Origin of the sequence: Mesorhizobium sp. M0601, assembly GCF_040320845.1 — a bacterium.
Lineage (GTDB): Bacteria > Pseudomonadota > Alphaproteobacteria > Rhizobiales > Rhizobiaceae > Mesorhizobium.
Window position 1 is genome coordinate 63,265 of the sequence record NZ_JAMYQK010000032.1, and the last position, 15,440, is coordinate 78,704.

General features: G+C 58.5%; 18 protein-coding genes. 5 read left to right on the forward strand and 13 right to left on the reverse strand.

Annotated features, from left to right (window positions below):
- Positions 1–121: 121 nt before the first annotated feature.
- From NKI41_RS24260 to NKI41_RS24320, 13 genes are all read right to left on the reverse strand, one after another.
- Complete coding sequence (locus NKI41_RS24260; RefSeq protein ID WP_352685430.1) at positions 122–493, reverse strand: hypothetical protein; 372 nt, start codon at positions 491–493, stop codon at positions 122–124.
- A gap of 252 nt (positions 494–745) precedes the next feature.
- Positions 746–1,384 carry a ribbon-helix-helix domain-containing protein gene (locus NKI41_RS24265; protein ID WP_352473009.1) on the reverse strand — a complete coding sequence of 213 codons (639 nt, stop codon included), beginning with the start codon at positions 1,382–1,384 and terminating at the stop codon, positions 746–748.
- Complete coding sequence (locus tag NKI41_RS24270) at positions 1,381–1,683, reverse strand: beta-barrel domain-containing protein (RefSeq protein ID WP_352473008.1); 303 nt, start codon at positions 1,681–1,683, stop codon at positions 1,381–1,383. The genes NKI41_RS24265 and NKI41_RS24270 overlap by 4 nt, the downstream gene beginning before the upstream one ends.
- A gap of 194 nt (positions 1,684–1,877) precedes the next feature.
- Complete coding sequence (locus NKI41_RS24275; protein WP_352473006.1) at positions 1,878–2,456, reverse strand: hypothetical protein; 579 nt, start codon at positions 2,454–2,456, stop codon at positions 1,878–1,880.
- Positions 2,453–3,043: a L,D-transpeptidase gene (locus tag NKI41_RS24280; RefSeq protein WP_352685431.1), complete on the reverse strand. Its 591-nt coding sequence runs from the start codon at positions 3,041–3,043 to the stop codon at positions 2,453–2,455. The genes NKI41_RS24275 and NKI41_RS24280 overlap by 4 nt, the downstream gene beginning before the upstream one ends.
- Positions 3,027–4,190 carry a CpaE/TadZ family protein gene (locus NKI41_RS24285; protein ID WP_352502863.1) on the reverse strand — a complete coding sequence of 388 codons (1,164 nt, stop codon included), beginning with the start codon at positions 4,188–4,190 and terminating at the stop codon, positions 3,027–3,029. The genes NKI41_RS24280 and NKI41_RS24285 overlap by 17 nt, the downstream gene beginning before the upstream one ends.
- A complete protein-coding gene (locus NKI41_RS24290) occupies positions 4,187–4,822 on the reverse strand; it encodes a TadE/TadG family type IV pilus assembly protein (RefSeq protein WP_352473002.1) in 636 nt (211 codons plus the stop codon). Before NKI41_RS24290 ends, NKI41_RS24285 begins: the two co-directional genes overlap by 4 nt.
- Positions 4,823–4,824: 2 nt before the next feature.
- Entirely contained in the window at positions 4,825–5,358 is a 534-nt protein-coding gene (locus NKI41_RS24295; RefSeq protein ID WP_352685437.1) for a TadE/TadG family type IV pilus assembly protein, read from the reverse strand.
- Positions 5,358–6,911, reverse strand: a complete 1,554-nt coding sequence (locus NKI41_RS24300) for a TadE/TadG family type IV pilus assembly protein (protein ID WP_352502862.1) — start codon at positions 6,909–6,911, stop codon at positions 5,358–5,360. Before NKI41_RS24300 ends, NKI41_RS24295 begins: the two co-directional genes overlap by 1 nt.
- Positions 6,908–7,174 (reverse strand): hypothetical protein, encoded by a 267-nt coding sequence (locus NKI41_RS24305; protein WP_352685432.1) that lies wholly within the window; start codon positions 7,172–7,174, stop codon positions 6,908–6,910. The genes NKI41_RS24300 and NKI41_RS24305 overlap by 4 nt, the downstream gene beginning before the upstream one ends.
- Positions 7,175–7,184: 10 nt before the next feature.
- Positions 7,185–8,630 (reverse strand): type II and III secretion system protein family protein, encoded by a 1,446-nt coding sequence (locus tag NKI41_RS24310; protein WP_352472998.1) that lies wholly within the window; start codon positions 8,628–8,630, stop codon positions 7,185–7,187.
- 55 nt (positions 8,631–8,685) lie between these two features.
- Positions 8,686–9,723 carry a Flp pilus assembly protein CpaB gene (cpaB, locus tag NKI41_RS24315; protein ID WP_352502861.1) on the reverse strand — a complete coding sequence of 346 codons (1,038 nt, stop codon included), beginning with the start codon at positions 9,721–9,723 and terminating at the stop codon, positions 8,686–8,688.
- Positions 9,724–9,806: 83 nt separating this feature from the next.
- On the reverse strand, positions 9,807–9,980 hold the full coding sequence (locus tag NKI41_RS24320) for a Flp family type IVb pilin (RefSeq protein WP_352472996.1): 174 nt from the start codon (positions 9,978–9,980) through the stop codon (positions 9,807–9,809).
- Positions 9,981–10,511: 531 nt separating this feature from the next.
- On the opposite strand from NKI41_RS24320, the gene NKI41_RS24325 reads away from it, so the two are divergent.
- The 5 genes from NKI41_RS24325 to NKI41_RS24345 are packed head-to-tail and all read left to right on the forward strand — an operon-like array spanning position 10,512 to position 14,950.
- Positions 10,512–11,894 (forward strand): TadA family conjugal transfer-associated ATPase, encoded by a 1,383-nt coding sequence (locus tag NKI41_RS24325; protein WP_352472994.1) that lies wholly within the window; start codon positions 10,512–10,514, stop codon positions 11,892–11,894.
- Complete coding sequence (locus NKI41_RS24330; protein ID WP_352472993.1) at positions 11,894–12,865, forward strand: type II secretion system F family protein; 972 nt, start codon at positions 11,894–11,896, stop codon at positions 12,863–12,865. The genes NKI41_RS24325 and NKI41_RS24330 overlap by 1 nt, the downstream gene beginning before the upstream one ends.
- A 45-nt stretch (positions 12,866–12,910) precedes the next feature.
- Complete coding sequence (locus tag NKI41_RS24335; protein ID WP_502898822.1) at positions 12,911–13,828, forward strand: type II secretion system F family protein; 918 nt, start codon at positions 12,911–12,913, stop codon at positions 13,826–13,828.
- 54 nt (positions 13,829–13,882) lie between these two features.
- The gene (locus NKI41_RS24340; protein WP_352472992.1) at positions 13,883–14,434 is read left to right on the forward strand and encodes a tetratricopeptide repeat protein; all 552 of its coding nucleotides are present in this window, start codon (positions 13,883–13,885) and stop codon (positions 14,432–14,434) included.
- Positions 14,435–14,443: 9 nt separating this feature from the next.
- Positions 14,444–14,950, forward strand: coding sequence for a prepilin peptidase (locus tag NKI41_RS24345; protein ID WP_352472991.1), 507 nt, complete (start codon positions 14,444–14,446; stop codon positions 14,948–14,950).
- Positions 14,951–15,440 lie beyond the last annotated feature (490 nt).

Here is a 15,440-nt window from a genome sequence, read left to right on the forward strand (position 1 = left end):
TCAATCGATCAACGCTCAGCAGTGAGATTCGCGGCAAGTGGTCTCAAGACAGTCAACTGTCAGCGGCAAGCTGGGTCTCGAGATCGCCTTCTGAATTCGATATCAGGCGAGAGAACACTCGTTAGTCCGAATTGGCGGGCGCGGAGGAATACTGGTTTTTGCCTGTTGCCCTTGCTCGGCCCCGCCAATGCGATCCGTCGGGAAGTTTAGCCGATAATTCGCCTTGAGTCAGTGCGGCGATAAGTAGAGAGCAATCGAGTTCCTCAAGGAACGGAACCTTCAGGTCACTCTGAGCTGCCATCCGAAGCGATCTCAATCTTGCTGTCTTTTCGCTACGTTCGGCATGCTCAGCCTCGGCAATGACTTTCGCGGAGCGGATAAGCTTTCTATTTTCCAGCCAACACATGTGTTCGATCCTGCGAAATTTCTTCTTGGACCTTGCCGCAGCTTTTCCGCGCGGATTTGCGCGGCGATCAGCCCAGTTCGGATCCAATCCCGTTTTTCTGCTCGCCAAGCCTTCTCTGGCGCCAATACGTCGTCTTGCCCTCTCTCTTCGAGGTTGTCGCCCTTCATTGTAATGAATCCGGTTGATTGGTGATGGTGCCGCTCCCGCCAAACGGCGCGGGCCGTCGGCTGGCAATAGCGGTCGGGCCTAATCGAAGTCTCGCAGACAGTTCCTATTCGCGCTAAATGACACGAAGGATCTTCAGCCCGGATTGAGCCTCGCTCACCGGAGGCCGCAGTTCTAGCTGTTGACGAACGCCATCAGCAATTCCGGTTCGGGTACGGGCGCCCGTACTACATTCAATTGACCTCGGTACCGGCGTTCGCCAGCCCCGATTACAAAGCCGCTGGCGATCGGTACTTCGCCGTTGGCGTCGAGTTGGGCAAAAATGTCGGCGACAGGGAGATCCAGCGCCAGCTTGAGATCTAGTCGTGCATCATTGTTTGGTCCGATCGGCAACTGACGCTTGACGAATTGCTGGAACGAAGCATTGAAAGTCAGGATCTTCTTCGATGACGCCAAGGCAAAAGCGGGCGAGGGGCAGGCAAGCAATATGGCATTGATCGTCCTGATCGATGCAAGCTTCCGCAGGGCCATGTTTTCATCCGCCAGCCCGTGTATGCAAGCCACCCGAATCGCCGACGTCAGGTTACCAGTCTTGGTCGGGCTGTCGGCGATCTCCTCGATCAGCATGCCGATTGTGCATTTCCTACTTTCAGCCATCTGCTTCAGAGATATCCAGAAAGCCTTTTCCAGACGAATGCCGCGGCGTATGCCGCCACGCGCGACGACCCGGAATTCCAGCCCGAAATCCTCTTTTGTGATCGTTAGCAGCCGCCGATCACGATTGATGGGAGGAGAGGTGGCGCTAGCGCTCACTCATGGTCTCCTGACGCGCCTTGTTGATCGGCTTTAAAAGGTAACTCAGAATCGCCTTGCGTCTTGATGTCTACTGAGCACATTATGCCCGGGATGGTTGAATAAGTCTCGCCATCCCTCGCGAGCGTCGATTTGTCCGCCGCGACACGAACCTGGTAAAAGGCTCCCCCGTTTTTCTGATCGACCAAACTGTCGGCGATCATGCTAGAGACCTTGCCTTCGATGCCGCCGGAGATCGAGAGGTCGTAAGCGGTGACCTTTGTCAGCGCCTCGCGGTGGTCGGGACGAATAGACGACATCGCGTAGCGAGACCCACACTTCGATCAGCAAGGTTTCGTGGGTTGGCACGATGTCAGCCACGAGCACCAGGCTGGACGAAGGCACCGTCGTCCACCCGACAAAAACGACGAAAAGCGCCGAATATGGACGCCGACGCGCAAAGCGGCGGACGATCTTCTCTGGCAAGCATTCTCCACGCCCCCTTACCCCGCTTCTAATCGATCTTGCGGTAATAGACCTTGCCGTCAGGCTGCTCTATGCGCCGGTAGGAGGAGCTTGGGGCAGGGGGCACCGCTGCTGCGATCTTCCTTTTGGGCGGGCGTGGTGCTTCGACGATACTGCGTTCGGTCGCTTCTTCACCATCGAGATCGCTGACCGGCTCCGCCGTGGCGCTGGTCGTCTCAACAAAAGGCTCCGCCACGGTAGCCAGCGGCAAGTTCTGTTCTATCCGAGCAATGCTGCCGTTGATCTGGCTGAAGCTACCCTGCAGTTGATTGTCCAGTTTTTCGAACCGGCTTTGAAAGCCGTTATTGACCATGTCGAGCCGGGCCGCAATCCGTTGCTCGAACGATCCGAGCTGTTCCAGCCTCCCTTCGACAGAGCGCAGGTCGTTGATGCCGCGGAAGAGATAGACCGCGGCTATTAAATTTGCGGCTGTGATCAGCAAGGTGCCTGCAGCAACAACCCCGATCATCCTGGCATTGCTCGGTTTCCCAGCGACAACTTGCTCTATAGCTTGGGTCGCCGGCCCAATGTCGATCGCCGGCATGTCCGGGTCGCTAATCATCGTCATTGGATCACCACCTTTGCACCGACCGAGACGCGCCTGAAAAGATCGATCACATCGGTGTTGGTAAGACGAAAGCATCCCGATGTGCCGTCGAAGCCAACGCCTGAAGGGTCGTTGGTGCCGTGTATGCGATAAAGCGTGTCGTGCCCGTCTCGGGATAAGTAGAGCGCCCGTGCGCCGAGCGGATTGTAGGGACCGGCCGGCACCATCTCCGGCAGCTCCGGCTGGCGCGCGCGCATTTCTCTCGGTGGGCGCCATTCCGGCCATTCGGTCTTCGCCCCCACTTCCACGGTGCCGGTCCAGCCAAATCCGTCACGCCCGACGCTGATTTGATAGCGCAGCGCCTCACCCTCTCGGGTCACAAGATAGAGCGCCTTCTCCTGCTTGCGGATAATGATCGTGCCCGGCTGTTCCGCGGTTTGGAAAAAAACGAACTTGCGCAGGCTGGCGCCCATGGCTGGCAGCGGCGGCTGGTCCGATAGCCCGGATCGGGCATGGGCGCAGTCCCAGGACGATGCCGCCAATGCCAGGCCCATGATGCAGGCGCCCGCAAGCGTTGGAACGAAGCGATATCTACCGGGCAGTGTCATCGAGCCGCTCTTTGAACATCCGCTTCAGATCCTTGTTGAAGCGTGCCCGCCCGTCCACTTCGGAAGGCATGATGGCTCGGTTCAGCGCATCGGTCAGCAGCGCATTGTCCAAGGCAACCGATTTGATGTGCGGTACCTTGAATATCTTTTCGAGTTCGCCGCGCGAAAAGTGATTGCCGAACCATTTGCTCTTGTGCTTGTTGGCGACCAGCGTGATGTTCACCGAATTGCCGCGCAAATCGCGGATCTTCTTGTAGAGCCGCTTGCCCTGTCGCAGCGAGGCGACGTTGAGCTCGAACACGATGAAGATCGCGTCGCTCGTGGAAAGCACAGGATTCTGCCAGGGAGTTTCGATGTTGGGCAGGTCGATGACGATGTCATCGAAGCGATAGGCGACGAGGTCCAGCAGCCGGAACACGAAATCCGCGCCCTGCGGCTCGAATGGCAGTTGCGGCCTTTCGAAGGCGTACAGCGTCAGGCCGGACGGGCGCGAGAGCTTGATGACATCCATCAGTTCGACATCGAGCCGTTCCGGCTGGCCGATGATGCCGGCAAGGTCGAACTGGTTGAAGAGGTTGAGATAGGCGCCACAATTGGCGCTTTGGAAATCGAGGTCGACGAGGCAGGTCGAAGCTGCACGTTCGGTGGATTTCGAGGCCAGGAACTCCGCCGCTGACAAAGCGAGCGTCGTAGCGCCGGCGCCGCCGCTAGCGCCGATAAAGGTGATGATGCGGCTCTTGGTGCCCTGGTTGCCGGTGTCGTGGAAGGTGACCGCGTTCAGAAGCTCCTTGGCATCAAGTGGTTTGTGCAGCCAGTCCGAGGCGTTCATTCGCACCAGGACGCGCGTCTGTTCAGAGGTCAGTTCGTCGGAAACCGCAATCAGCGGCACGGCCGCCCACAGGGCGCGCGCCTCGACAATGCCAGGCTTGCCAAGCAGTTCGCCAATGGCAAGGTCGAGGATTACGATGCCCGGCCGCGTGTCGGGGGTCGGGCCTTTGAGAAAATCATCCGTTTCGGAAATCCGGACGTCATAAATCGCCAGCGCATCGAGCCGCGTCGCCACGTCATGCTTGAACTGCGAATCAGACGAGAACAGGGCGACCTGCTTTCGTTTGGTTGGGAGAACCTTCGTGTTGATGGCGTTCATGGTGATGTGCTCTTCAGGTCTTCGCCCGTAACCGTGCTTAGCATCGACGGCATGGTGAGGTTCGCAAAGCCCATCAGCCCTTGCAGAAAGAAGAACTGAAAGGTCACGTTTTGAAGACTTACGGTGATTGTTGGCACCGGTCCGCCCAGCCGGGTCTGATAGCTCAAGCCAGTGGCGCTGTAGGTGACCACCACGTTATCGCGGCGCAAGCGCGGAAAGAAATGGCACATCCCGGGCCGTTGATTTGCTGCGAGTGGGGGACAGGCATCATCGTTGGTGTTTGCCGTGTCCCCGCGGAAGATACGGCTGAAGTTGGCGGCATTGAATGTGCCGCCGTTGGTGCAAGCTCCTGTGCCAGCAGTATATCTGCAGACGAAGGGGCCATATGCCGCGGCAACGACTGGCGCACCCGGTGTCGTCGTCGGCGCCGCAGTTGCAAGAGCCGTCGCAATTGGGTCTGAAATCGAGGCCAGCCGGGCGCCGAGTTGGACCGCCTTGGTAGCAGCGTTCCATTGGTAGAAGGCGTGACCGAAATCGATGAAACCGAGGACAAGGGCAAACAGCAGCGTCGAAACGATGGTCATTTCGACCATCGCCGCGCCGTCGTCCGAATCCGCAAAACGCTTGAACATGGTCAGAACCGGATCAGCCGCTCCTCGTGAGAGCCGTTCAACGTGATCGGGCCGATGCCGATGATCGATAGCATGCCGACCCCGCCGTACGCCAAGGTACCCGCAGCCCTGACGATACAGACCTGCGCGGTGGTTGATCGATATTGCGCGACGCCGGCAACCACAGCGTCATGGCAGGAACCGGAGGCGGCGATTGTCACCGTCACATTCGATTTCTGCCAGCCGCTGACGCGTGCACTGCCTGTTCCCGCGGCATTGCCGAACACGGCGATGTTTGCAGCGATGTCGGCGCAGTTGATCGCCGCAAGCCCGGCTTGTGTATACAATTGGCTGTTGCAGCGCGCGGCGAAGCGGCTTGCATCTGAAAGTCCGGCCTCCATCAAGAGTTTTTCGTGAATCAGATTGCCGAACTCGAACACGCCACCCGCCAAAATCAGCATCAGCGGCGTGATCAGCGTCATTTCGATGAGCACTGCACCGCGTTGATCGCATCGAAATCTATCGAGATGACGCAATAGCATTCCAATCATCGCCATCACCGGTAAAGCTGAGCTTCGTCGCGGAGGAAATTGTCTAGCGTGCCCTGGCCGCCACCCCCAGTAATGTCTACCAATTCAACCATCACGGATGCGTCTTCCGATGCCGACGCAACCGGTTCAGTCAGTAAAAAGCTTCCAAAAGCTTCCACCGGCAGATCCGTGCTGTGGCCGGACAGATCGCTGCCGGCAGCTTGGAGTGCATTGCAGTTCAGGATCGCACCGTAAATCAACCGACGGTCAACCGTCGTGACAGGGGGTTGGCAAGTTGCCGACGGGGTTCCGATCTCTCCACCAGTCGACGCCATGCCTACCAACCCGGCTGATATCTCGTAGCGGTAGACCTGATAGCGCGTCGGCTTGGTCGTATTCCATGAAGAGGGGTAGGCAGCGGAACCAAAGTTGGTGCTCCAGTAACCAGAGAAATTCCAATTTCCATCGCCCATTCGGCCGCCGAGGTATGGAGTGGTCGCGTCGCGTGGAAGGCCCATTGTTCCAGCTTGGGTGAATGAAAGTTGGTTCATGGAAGGACATTGGTTTGCGCTTCCTCGGGTCTTGATTGCCCCTTTGCGGACGTTCGCGGCTGGACCGTATTCAGCACTATTGAAATGGTTGCCGCTGGCTGCAATGCCGAAACGAACATTGAAGGCGTCTTGCACTGGGCCGGCGTTCTGGCCAGTTTTCGTGCTAACGTTGGCGGAACTGTAGCAACCAATCGGCCTTGATGTTGCAATCGTCTGAGCGAGGGCTTGAGCACCGTTCCCCACACCGGCCGGAGGTTCGAGGAAGCCGAAGTTACCAGGGCCAGCGGCAGCCCCATTTCCGACCTTCCTCAGTTCGATCAGTCGACGATGTACAGCCGGGTTGGAGACGGCCTGCTCAAGTGTGAATCCGCCCGCTGCATTCGTCCCGTTCACCGTCTCGTAAGGGTTGCACATAAAGACCGGCGTGAAATCGCACACGCCGGAAGTGAAGCCCGCCACAGCGACTGCACCGACATTGAAATTGTTGCTGGCGCTGGGTGACAAGAAGGAAGCCGGGAAGATTGCAGCAAACCCGACCGGGGCTACAGTGACTTCAACAAAACGGGCAAGTTTGGCGTCATTCAGCTCGTCGGTGATCACATTGGCCGGCACAATCGGGAGATTGTCGGTGGCCGGCAATGAGCGAAGATATCGGCGTGTTACTCCGGCGGAAGCGAGCGTTTGAGGAGGGCCGGCGGTCGAGAAGGTGTATCGATTGCGTACCAGCGTGGCGATCGCCCTATCAGCACGGCTGATGGAGTCCGACGTCCCATCCAGCTCAGCCGCGCCTGCCAGGGCAAACGCATCAGCCCCCTTCTGTAGATCGTTATGCAGATTGTTGAGCCGGCTCATGTCGATCACCAGCAGAGAAAATCCGATGATCGCCGGCAGCATGACGCTTACCAGTATCAGCGCTATTCCCCTCTGATCGTGCCAGAACGCGCGAATAATACGCAGCATGGCCTTGCTCTTTTTGCTCCTGGACGCCGGGATTCCTTGTTTACCTGACGCGCTGATCCTTCTGTTCAATCCGCCTTGTCTTGCGGCGTCCCGACATTGACCGTGATGGCCGGCGGCGGCGGTGGTGGCGGTGGAAATTTGTAACTCTGGGCAAGAGCAGCAGCGCGCGCGCCATCCCCTTCAATGGCGGTCTTTTTCGACGCCGGATTGAGCGGATCGACCGTCTGCAGAAGCGAATTGTATTTCTGGGTGTCGCCTGCGGCCAGTGTCACCGTGTCGTAGCGGTTTAGATAGTCGGCGCAGCCCGCCAGCCCGCTGGCACACAAAAGCATGATCAACACCCTATTTCTTGACATAGATCATCTTGTCCTTGGATTTCAGGTCGAGCATGTGGCCATAGGGGCCGACGACGCCTTCGCCCAGTTCATATTTGCGCACCATGTCCTTGGTTACTTCCAGTTGGCCGAGCACGAAAAACTCCGGGTCGTTGGCCGGCCGTGTCTTGTCGAATGGGGTCGCCAGTTGCTCGCCGGGTTTCGCCGGGCGCACGATATGCGGGGTGACGATGACGACCAGTTCGGTCTCTTCCTTCTGATTGCTTGAATTGTGGAACAGCGCGCCGACGATCGGCACTTGGCCCAGCCATGGCACCTGCCTCTGGATTTTGGTATTCTTGCTGGACAAGAGCCCGCCGACTGCGAAACTCTGGCCGTCGCGCAACTCGACGACGGTCGCCAGCTTGCGGGTGGTGAAGATCGGGTCGCCAGCCGGCGTGAAGCCGTTCAGGTCGCTTACCTCCGGCGCTAGCTTGATATGGATCTTGTCGTCGTTGAGCACGATCGGCGTGAACTGCAGATTCACGCCGAACTGCTTGTACACAATGTTGATCTGGCCGTCCCTGTCGAGGCTGCGGATGGGTACTTCACCGCCGGCGTTGAAGCTGGCCGGCTCGCCGGAAAGCGTGGTGAGATTGGGCTCGGCCAACATGCGCACGACACCCTTTGCCTCAAGCGCCTCGATGATCAGATCGACCTTGATGTTGCTGTCGATGACGCGCGTGATCAGCGCCGCGAACGGATTGGTGTTCGAGAGCAGGCCAGTGAGCAGACCGCCCGGTCCGAGCACCACGTTATCTTCATCGACGGCGGCAATGCCCGTTCCAGTTCGGGTCGTTCCGCTGTTGTTCGTGCTCCTGATCGACACACCAAGGTCGCGACCGGCATTGCGCTTGGCCTCGAGCACGCGCACTTCCAGATTCACTTGCTGGCTGTCATCAACGGTAACGGCATTGATAATCGCGTCGGGACCGTATTGCTGGGCCACTTCCAGGATCGACGCCAGCGTCGCGCCGTCCTTCACATGCCCGCCGAGCCGGACCTTGCCATTGACCGAGCCGATATCGATCCGCGATCTAGGCGCTACCTGCCGAATTGCCTGCGCCATATCGTTGACGTCGACGCCGACCTCGATCTGGATTACGCCAAGCGAGCGCTTGTCTTCGGAAAAGAGATTGACGGTTGTGGTACCGGCGCCCTTGGCAATGACGTAGAGCGTCTTGTCGGTCATCGGCTGGGCATCTGCGATCTTCTCGTCGGCGACGACGATATCGCCAAGAGTGGCATTCACCTCAATCGTCAGCGATTGCGACATGGGCAGGAAGACACGATGGACCTTGGGGTTCGACACGTCGATACGGCGATCGGCTGCCGTAGCCTCAAGGCCGATCGGCAGTAATATCACCGAACAGGCCAGCGCGGCGGCTGCCAGTGTTTCCCGGACCGTTCGCATCTACATTCCCCCCTTTGGCGGCCCTTCGGACGCTCTTTATCTCAACATACCAGAGTTATCTTTGTCGCGGCACGTCATATTTTTCGAGCTTCACGCCCCGAAAAACGCCGATAGTCGCACGGGCTGACGGCTCCGGCTGCACATATTTGATCACTTCCTTAACGACCTCTTGCGCTTCGGGTGCCGAGGTCACGGCCGGAGCAGGCTTTGCTTTGCTCAAGTCGTCGAGCCGGTTTCCGACCTGTTCGACGGCCCGAGTCAGGCCATTGATCTTGTCGTCCGCGCGCTTGCGCTCGGCTGCCGCAGCAGCATCGGCCGTCGCCTGCCTGGCGAGTTCGGCCTGCCTGGCTGCGACATCGGCCGGCGTTTCGCCGGTCAGGTCGGAAAGCGTGATGCGTTGGGTGATCTCGTCCTTGCCGGCGGCTGCCTGGCGAAGCGCGAGCGACAACTGGCCGGCGCCGGCGGCCAGCGTCAGCTTCTGGGCGTCCTTGGTGCTAGCCTCGACAGTCACCGATTTCACCACCGTCGGGCTGTCGGTGCTTTCATCGGCGACCTGGTCGACGGCGAGCACCTTCATGCTCTGCAACAGCACGTCGACGAAACTCTGGTCTGCATCTCCAGGGTTGCGCACGGTGCGCGTCAGGAGCACATCGACCCGATCACCTGGGAAAACGAATCCTGCGACGCCGAGCACATCGTTGACTCTGATGGAAACAGCTTTCATGCCTTCGCCGAGCACCGCCGAAAGCGTGGCGCGCTGGCCGGGGCCGGTAATCTTGGTGGCGAGAACGGGTTCATTGGCGCCGATCGCCTGCAGCGCCTGCTTTGTGCCTTCGCCAGCGAGTAGATCTTTTGTCGTCTTGAAAGCCCCGGCCGGAACCGCGCCCGCCGGCCATGTGATTTCACGCAGCTTGTCGGCCGACAGCGTGTCGCCGAATTTCAAAGATACGGCCGCCACCACGACGGTATCGCGCGGCACGTCCGTCTTCGCCATAGCGCTGCGTTGGCTGGTCAGCCAGATATTGGCGAGAACCACTGCGAGCACGCCGAATACGCCGGCGAGAACGATCATGATGACAGTGTTTGCACGCACTTTCTTTTCCCGCCAGACTCCGTTCACCCACCACCTGGATCGACGCCGGGGACCTCCCCGGCGTCGATGATAGGACTAAGCTATCACGGCAACAACGCGTAAAGCCCCGTCCATTGGGTGCTGACCCAGCCACCGACAAGAATGATCGTGGCGATCACCGCCACGGTGATGATGCCGAGCAGGATGGTATATTCGACCATGGCGGCGCCGTGTTCGTCGTCGCGGAACTGCCGGGTCATCGTCATGAGCTTTTTCATGCCAATTTCTCCCTTTGGGGTTCAAACCCTGACGAGACGAGCCAAGGATGAAATCGCATACCTGAGCATCCTCCGTCGACCTAATCCTAGGGGCCGATAAAAAGCAGAGTCAAATATGCTAATGGTTCTTAAACTTATTTATACCTGTGCTATGCCTGAAATGGTAATATCGTTTCGAGGTCTCTCTGCAGCAAGACGTTGATTCTGCCTGCTTTTCGCCCGTCTTTGACCATCCGTTCACAATTTCGCCCCGTCTGCGGCAGAAGCGAGGCGATATTAGCAGATGGGCATATGCCATTATATCCAAGGGCTTGCCAGAGCCCGTAAGGGCCATCATGGCCAAAAAGACGCAGGGCGATGTTTTGGCAGGGCCCTTGTATATTTACGGCCGGACGCCTCGTTCGAATAGATGAGATGTTTTTTCGACCTGGATGTTAAACATGCAAGAAGTATTGAGTTCGGGAACGTGCTCGGTGCCTGCCGTCTTGCGGGGGTATTCCCCCCAAGGCGTGTCCAAAGGGGTAGCGCAAAATGCTGGGCCGATTCACGAAAGGGCCAAGCGAGCCGCGGGTCGAGCCGAAGCTTGATCCGATCGTGCCGGCAGTCCCCGTACTGTCCCGTTCTGCGGAATTCGAATCGCCGGGGGACGATTTCCTTACGCTCAAGGTCGAGCTCCACCGCCACTTGATTGATCGCTTCAACCTGACGGCCCTTGAAAGTGCGTCCAAGGAGGAAATCCTGAACGAGATCCGCCCCATAGTGCGGGAATTCGTTCGTGCTCGCAACGTGCCGCTTAACGCCCGCGAACTTGACCAATTGACCAGCGACACCGCTGACGAGATGCTCGGGCTGGGTCCGATCGAGCCCTTGCTCAAGGATGATTCGATTTCCGATATTCTGATCAACACCCATAAGCGAGTCTTCATCGAGCGGCGTGGAGTCATAGAGGAGACGGCGATCCGCTTTCGCGATGAAGCCCATCTGCTACGTGTCATCAACAAGATCGTCTCGGCTATCGGCCGGCGCGTCGATGAATCGGCGCCAATGGTCGATGCGCGGCTGGAAGATGGGTCGCGAGTCAATATAGCTGTGCGGCCGATCTCGGTGGATGGCCCGCTGGTCTCGATTCGCAAGTTCTCCAAGAACCCCTATTCGCTCGAACGTCTGATGGCGTTTAATTCGATCCGGCAACCGATGGTCGACCTGTTGCGCATTGCCGTGCAGGCCCGCAAGTCGATCCTGGTTTCGGGCGGCACAGGCAGCGGCAAGACGACCCTGCTCAATGCCCTGTCGAGCTACATCCCAGCCAGGGAGCGCCTGATCACCATCGAGGACGCAGCGGAACTGCAACTGCAGCAGCCGCATGTGGGCCGTCTCGAGACGCGTCCGCCCAATGTTGAGGGAAAGGGCGAAGTTCGCCAGCGCGAATTGCTAAAAAATGCGCTTCGCATGCGGCCGGATCGCATCATCGTCGGCGAGGTGCGCGGCGAGGAAGCCTTCGACATGCTGCAGGCTATGAACACCGGCCATGAAGGTTCAATGACCACCATTCATGCCAACACGCCCCGAGATGCGATATCGCGATTGGAACAGATGGTCGGTATGGCCGGCATGCCGATGAGCCACGATTCAATACGGGCTCAGATTGCCTCGGCCATCGACATCATTGTGCAGACGCAACGGCTTTCCGATGGTGGAAGGCGGGTTGTTTCCATATCAGAACTCACCGGTATGGAAGGCAATGTCGTACAGGTTCAGGAACTTTACCATTTCGTCCGCCGCGATGTGACTGCCGAGGGCCAGATCGTTGGTGAATTTCGGGCGACCGGCATTCGTCCGCGCTTTGCCCAGGAAGCGGCGACCCTTGGCCATCAGTTCGCCAAGGACGCGTTCAACCCACAGGTCCCGCTCTAATGTTGACCGGCCAGACATTGCTCTACTTCATCTATGTACTGGCGGCTGCGTCGCTCATCCTCGCGGCCGAGGCTCTGTATGTGACTTACTCCAAGCGGCGCTCAACGGTCAGCACGATCAACCGTCGACTGAAGCGGCTCGCCGACGACGCTCCGGCCGAACAGACCTTGCAGCGATTGCTGCAAGAACGTGGGCTTACCAGCTCGGGCGACTTTCTTTTCAATGCGGTTGGCCTGAACAGGCTGTACACGCAATCCGGCGTTACCGGAAATCCCCTGTCGTTCGTCGCGACATTTGCTCTCGGTGGACTGGCCCTGGCACTGGTATTTGCGTTCCTGCTGCACTTCTCCGCCGTGGCTTCGTTTATCATCTTTCTGCTCATCGTATTCCTCCTGCCGTTTCTGGTTCTCCGCCGCGCGCGCGCCAGGCGAATCCAGAAATTCGCCAAGCAATTGCCGGATGCCCTTGAGATGATCGTGCGTTCGCTGCGTGCCGGTCATCCGACTTCCGTGGCTATAAGCCTTGTCGCACGAGAAATGCCTGATCCGCTGGGCACCGAATTCGGCATTGTTTCCGACGAGATCACCTTTGGCCTCAGCCTTGAAAACGCGGTGCGAAAACTCTCGCAGCGCGTCGGTTTCGAAGGTCTGCATTTGCTGTCGGTGTCGCTGTCGATTCAGGCCAAGACCGGCGGCAACCTTACCGAAATTCTGTCGAATCTCTCAGTGGTGCTGCGCGAAAGGCAGAAACTCAGGTTGAAGATTAGGGCGCTCTCTGCCGAGGGGCGAATGTCCGCGTGGATCATTTCCCTGTTTCCTCTTTTGATGCTCGCCATCCTCACGGGCCTAGCCCCCAGCTACTACGGTGATGTATGGGGCAGCCCGTTGATCATGCCGGTGTTCTTGGTTTTCGGGTTCTGGGCGCTGCTCGGCGACTTCATCATGTACCGTATGGTCAATTTCGATTTTTGAGCGATCGGAGCTATAGAAGTTGTGACCCAGGATCTGAGCCTTCTGGTGTCCATCGCCGTCTTCCTGGCGGCCGTAGCGCTGTTTCTGGTGGGCGCGCTCGTCGTCTTGCCGGCGCTGCAGACGAGGAAACTGGTTGCGCAAAGCCTGCTGGCAGAGGGCATTCCCAACCGCCGCTCGCTTTTGGGCCAGGAAGAACTGGCCAAGATTTCAGCACAGCGGCCGGTCGACGCCTATTTCAGATCGATCGAAAAGGAACGTGACGAGCCCAGCGCGCTGGACGCAAAACTCTTTCGCGCCGGCTTCTATCAGTCAAGCGCGCCATTGATCTATACTCTGTCACGCCTTGGCGCGGTCTGTCTTGGCTTTTCCGTGACGTATGCGCTCCTGTCGCGGATGTTGCCACCCGAACTTCCCGGTCTTGTCGCCTTTGCAGGCTCTGCCCTGCTTGGGCTGGGATGCATCGTGATTCCGAGCATCGCTCTCGATCGGTTCGAAAAGGGACAAAAACAGATATATCGTCGCGGCTTTCCGGATTTCATGGACATGATGATCACCTGTGCCGATGCCGGCATGAGCCTCGAAGCGGCTGTCGAGCGTGTCGGCAGCGAACTGGCTGGCACCCATAGATGGCTCGGCATCCAACTCGCAATCATGAATCTTCAGTTGCGCGCGGGCAAGCCGTTGCGCGAGGCCCTGCGCGAATTATCCGACCGCGTTGGACTGGAGGAGGCGCGCGCGCTGGCTGTGCTGTTCCGTCAATCGGAAGAGCTCGGTACCAGTTTGACGGACGCCTTGCGCGTCTACAGCGACGAAATGCGGGGACAAAGAATTCTCTTCGCCGAGGAACGCGCCAATGCTTTGCCTGTCAAGATGATGATACCGCTGGGGCTATGCATCTTTCCTGTTGTGATGATGGTCGTGATGCTTCCGGTGATCATTCGAATGAAGGGCATTTTCTTCTAGACAGGGATGTGCTTTGGTCAGGGGACGGGATCGGCAAGATCCCTGGGGGATAAAATGAAAAGGCCAATGTGCCTCGTTGCCGCTGCCAGTTTGCTGGTTGTCGTGCTTTCCGGTTGTCAGTCGACTGCGACGGACCCAACGGGGGTCGTCCGCACTAACGAGCCGGCGAAAGTGGAGCTTACTGCCTTCGGCGATGCCTTCGACGGACTGAAGACGGTCAGCGACGTCGAATATTATGCCTCCGACCAAGCCGTTGCCGAAGCCAAGAACCAGTTCCGCTCGGAAAATTATGGCAATGCGGGCGCCCTGTTCTACAAGGCGACGCAACTCGCCCCCAACGACGGTGCCGCATGGCTGGGCCTCGCCGCCTGCAGCGACCGCATCCACCGCTTCGATCTCGCCGACAGGGCCTATGGCCAGGCCTTCCGGCTCATTGGGCCAACGCCCGAATATTACAACAATGTCGGCTATTCCTATCTGCTGCGCGGCAAGCTGCAGGACGCGCGCAGTAATTTCCTCAAAGCATACGAACTGGCTCCCAATGACCCGACCGTCGGCAACAATTTGCGACTCCTGTCGTCCAGCGTGAAGAATCTCGAACGGTAAGGCGCTAGCATGTTGCTTGCCGGAGCGCTGCTGATGAAGGGGCTAGCGGTTCCTTTGCTGGCAAGGATTGCATGGCTCGACTTCACGACCCAAAAAATATCTAACCGTGACGTGCTGCTGCTTTTGTGTCTTGGGCTGGGTTCGCTGCAGGTTATGTCGATCCTCAGCGGGTCGTGGTGGGACATGGGCCTGAGCGCGGTTGCCGGCCTACTGCTGTTCGTGGCGCTTTTCTTGTTGTGGGCCATGCGCAAGGTCGGCGCTGGCGATGTCAAACTGATGGCGGTGGTTTCGTTTCTGATCGGCGGCGGCGGGCTCCTGGTGTTTTCCGTGCTGTTGCTGGTCTTCGCCTTTGCGACCGCGTTAGTCGTGAAGAATCCCTTGATGCTGCCCGAAGGGGCCTTCCGCCTCTACGTTCAGCATCTGGACCGCAAAGGCGTCGTCCCCTTCGGCGTGCCGATCTCGATCGCTGCTATCTGCACGCTGGCGCTACAGATCTATGGCAACGCACGGTTCTAGTGGTTAAGATCTAACGATTGGTACCCGATCGTAAGCGCGGCCACATCGCGAGCGCCTCCGTCTTCCTATCGGAAGAAAGGTCTGACGCCATCTTGCCGCAAATGTTATATCTAGCGATCCGTCCTCGATCGAAGAAGGATCGCATCAATGGACGATTGGAGAATCGGGAATATCTGGGTAACCAGAATTCTGGAGATGTGCGAGCCTCTGCGGACGCCGTCGGAATGGTTCCCCGACTGCACCGACGAAGCACTCGAACCGCATCTTCATTGGCTCACGCCCCGATTGATATCGCCGGCAACCGGCCGGCTTATTCTTCCCATCCAGAGTTTTCTGGTTCGTACCGGCCACCACACCATTCTGGTCGACAGTTGCGTCGGCAACGACAAGACGTGCGCATACTTCGATACCCTCCGGCGAAGGCCGCCTTGCGAGAGGACGGCACGGTAGCGAGGCTGCGCTCTTAAGGTCGCCCTTACGAGCGAAGTTA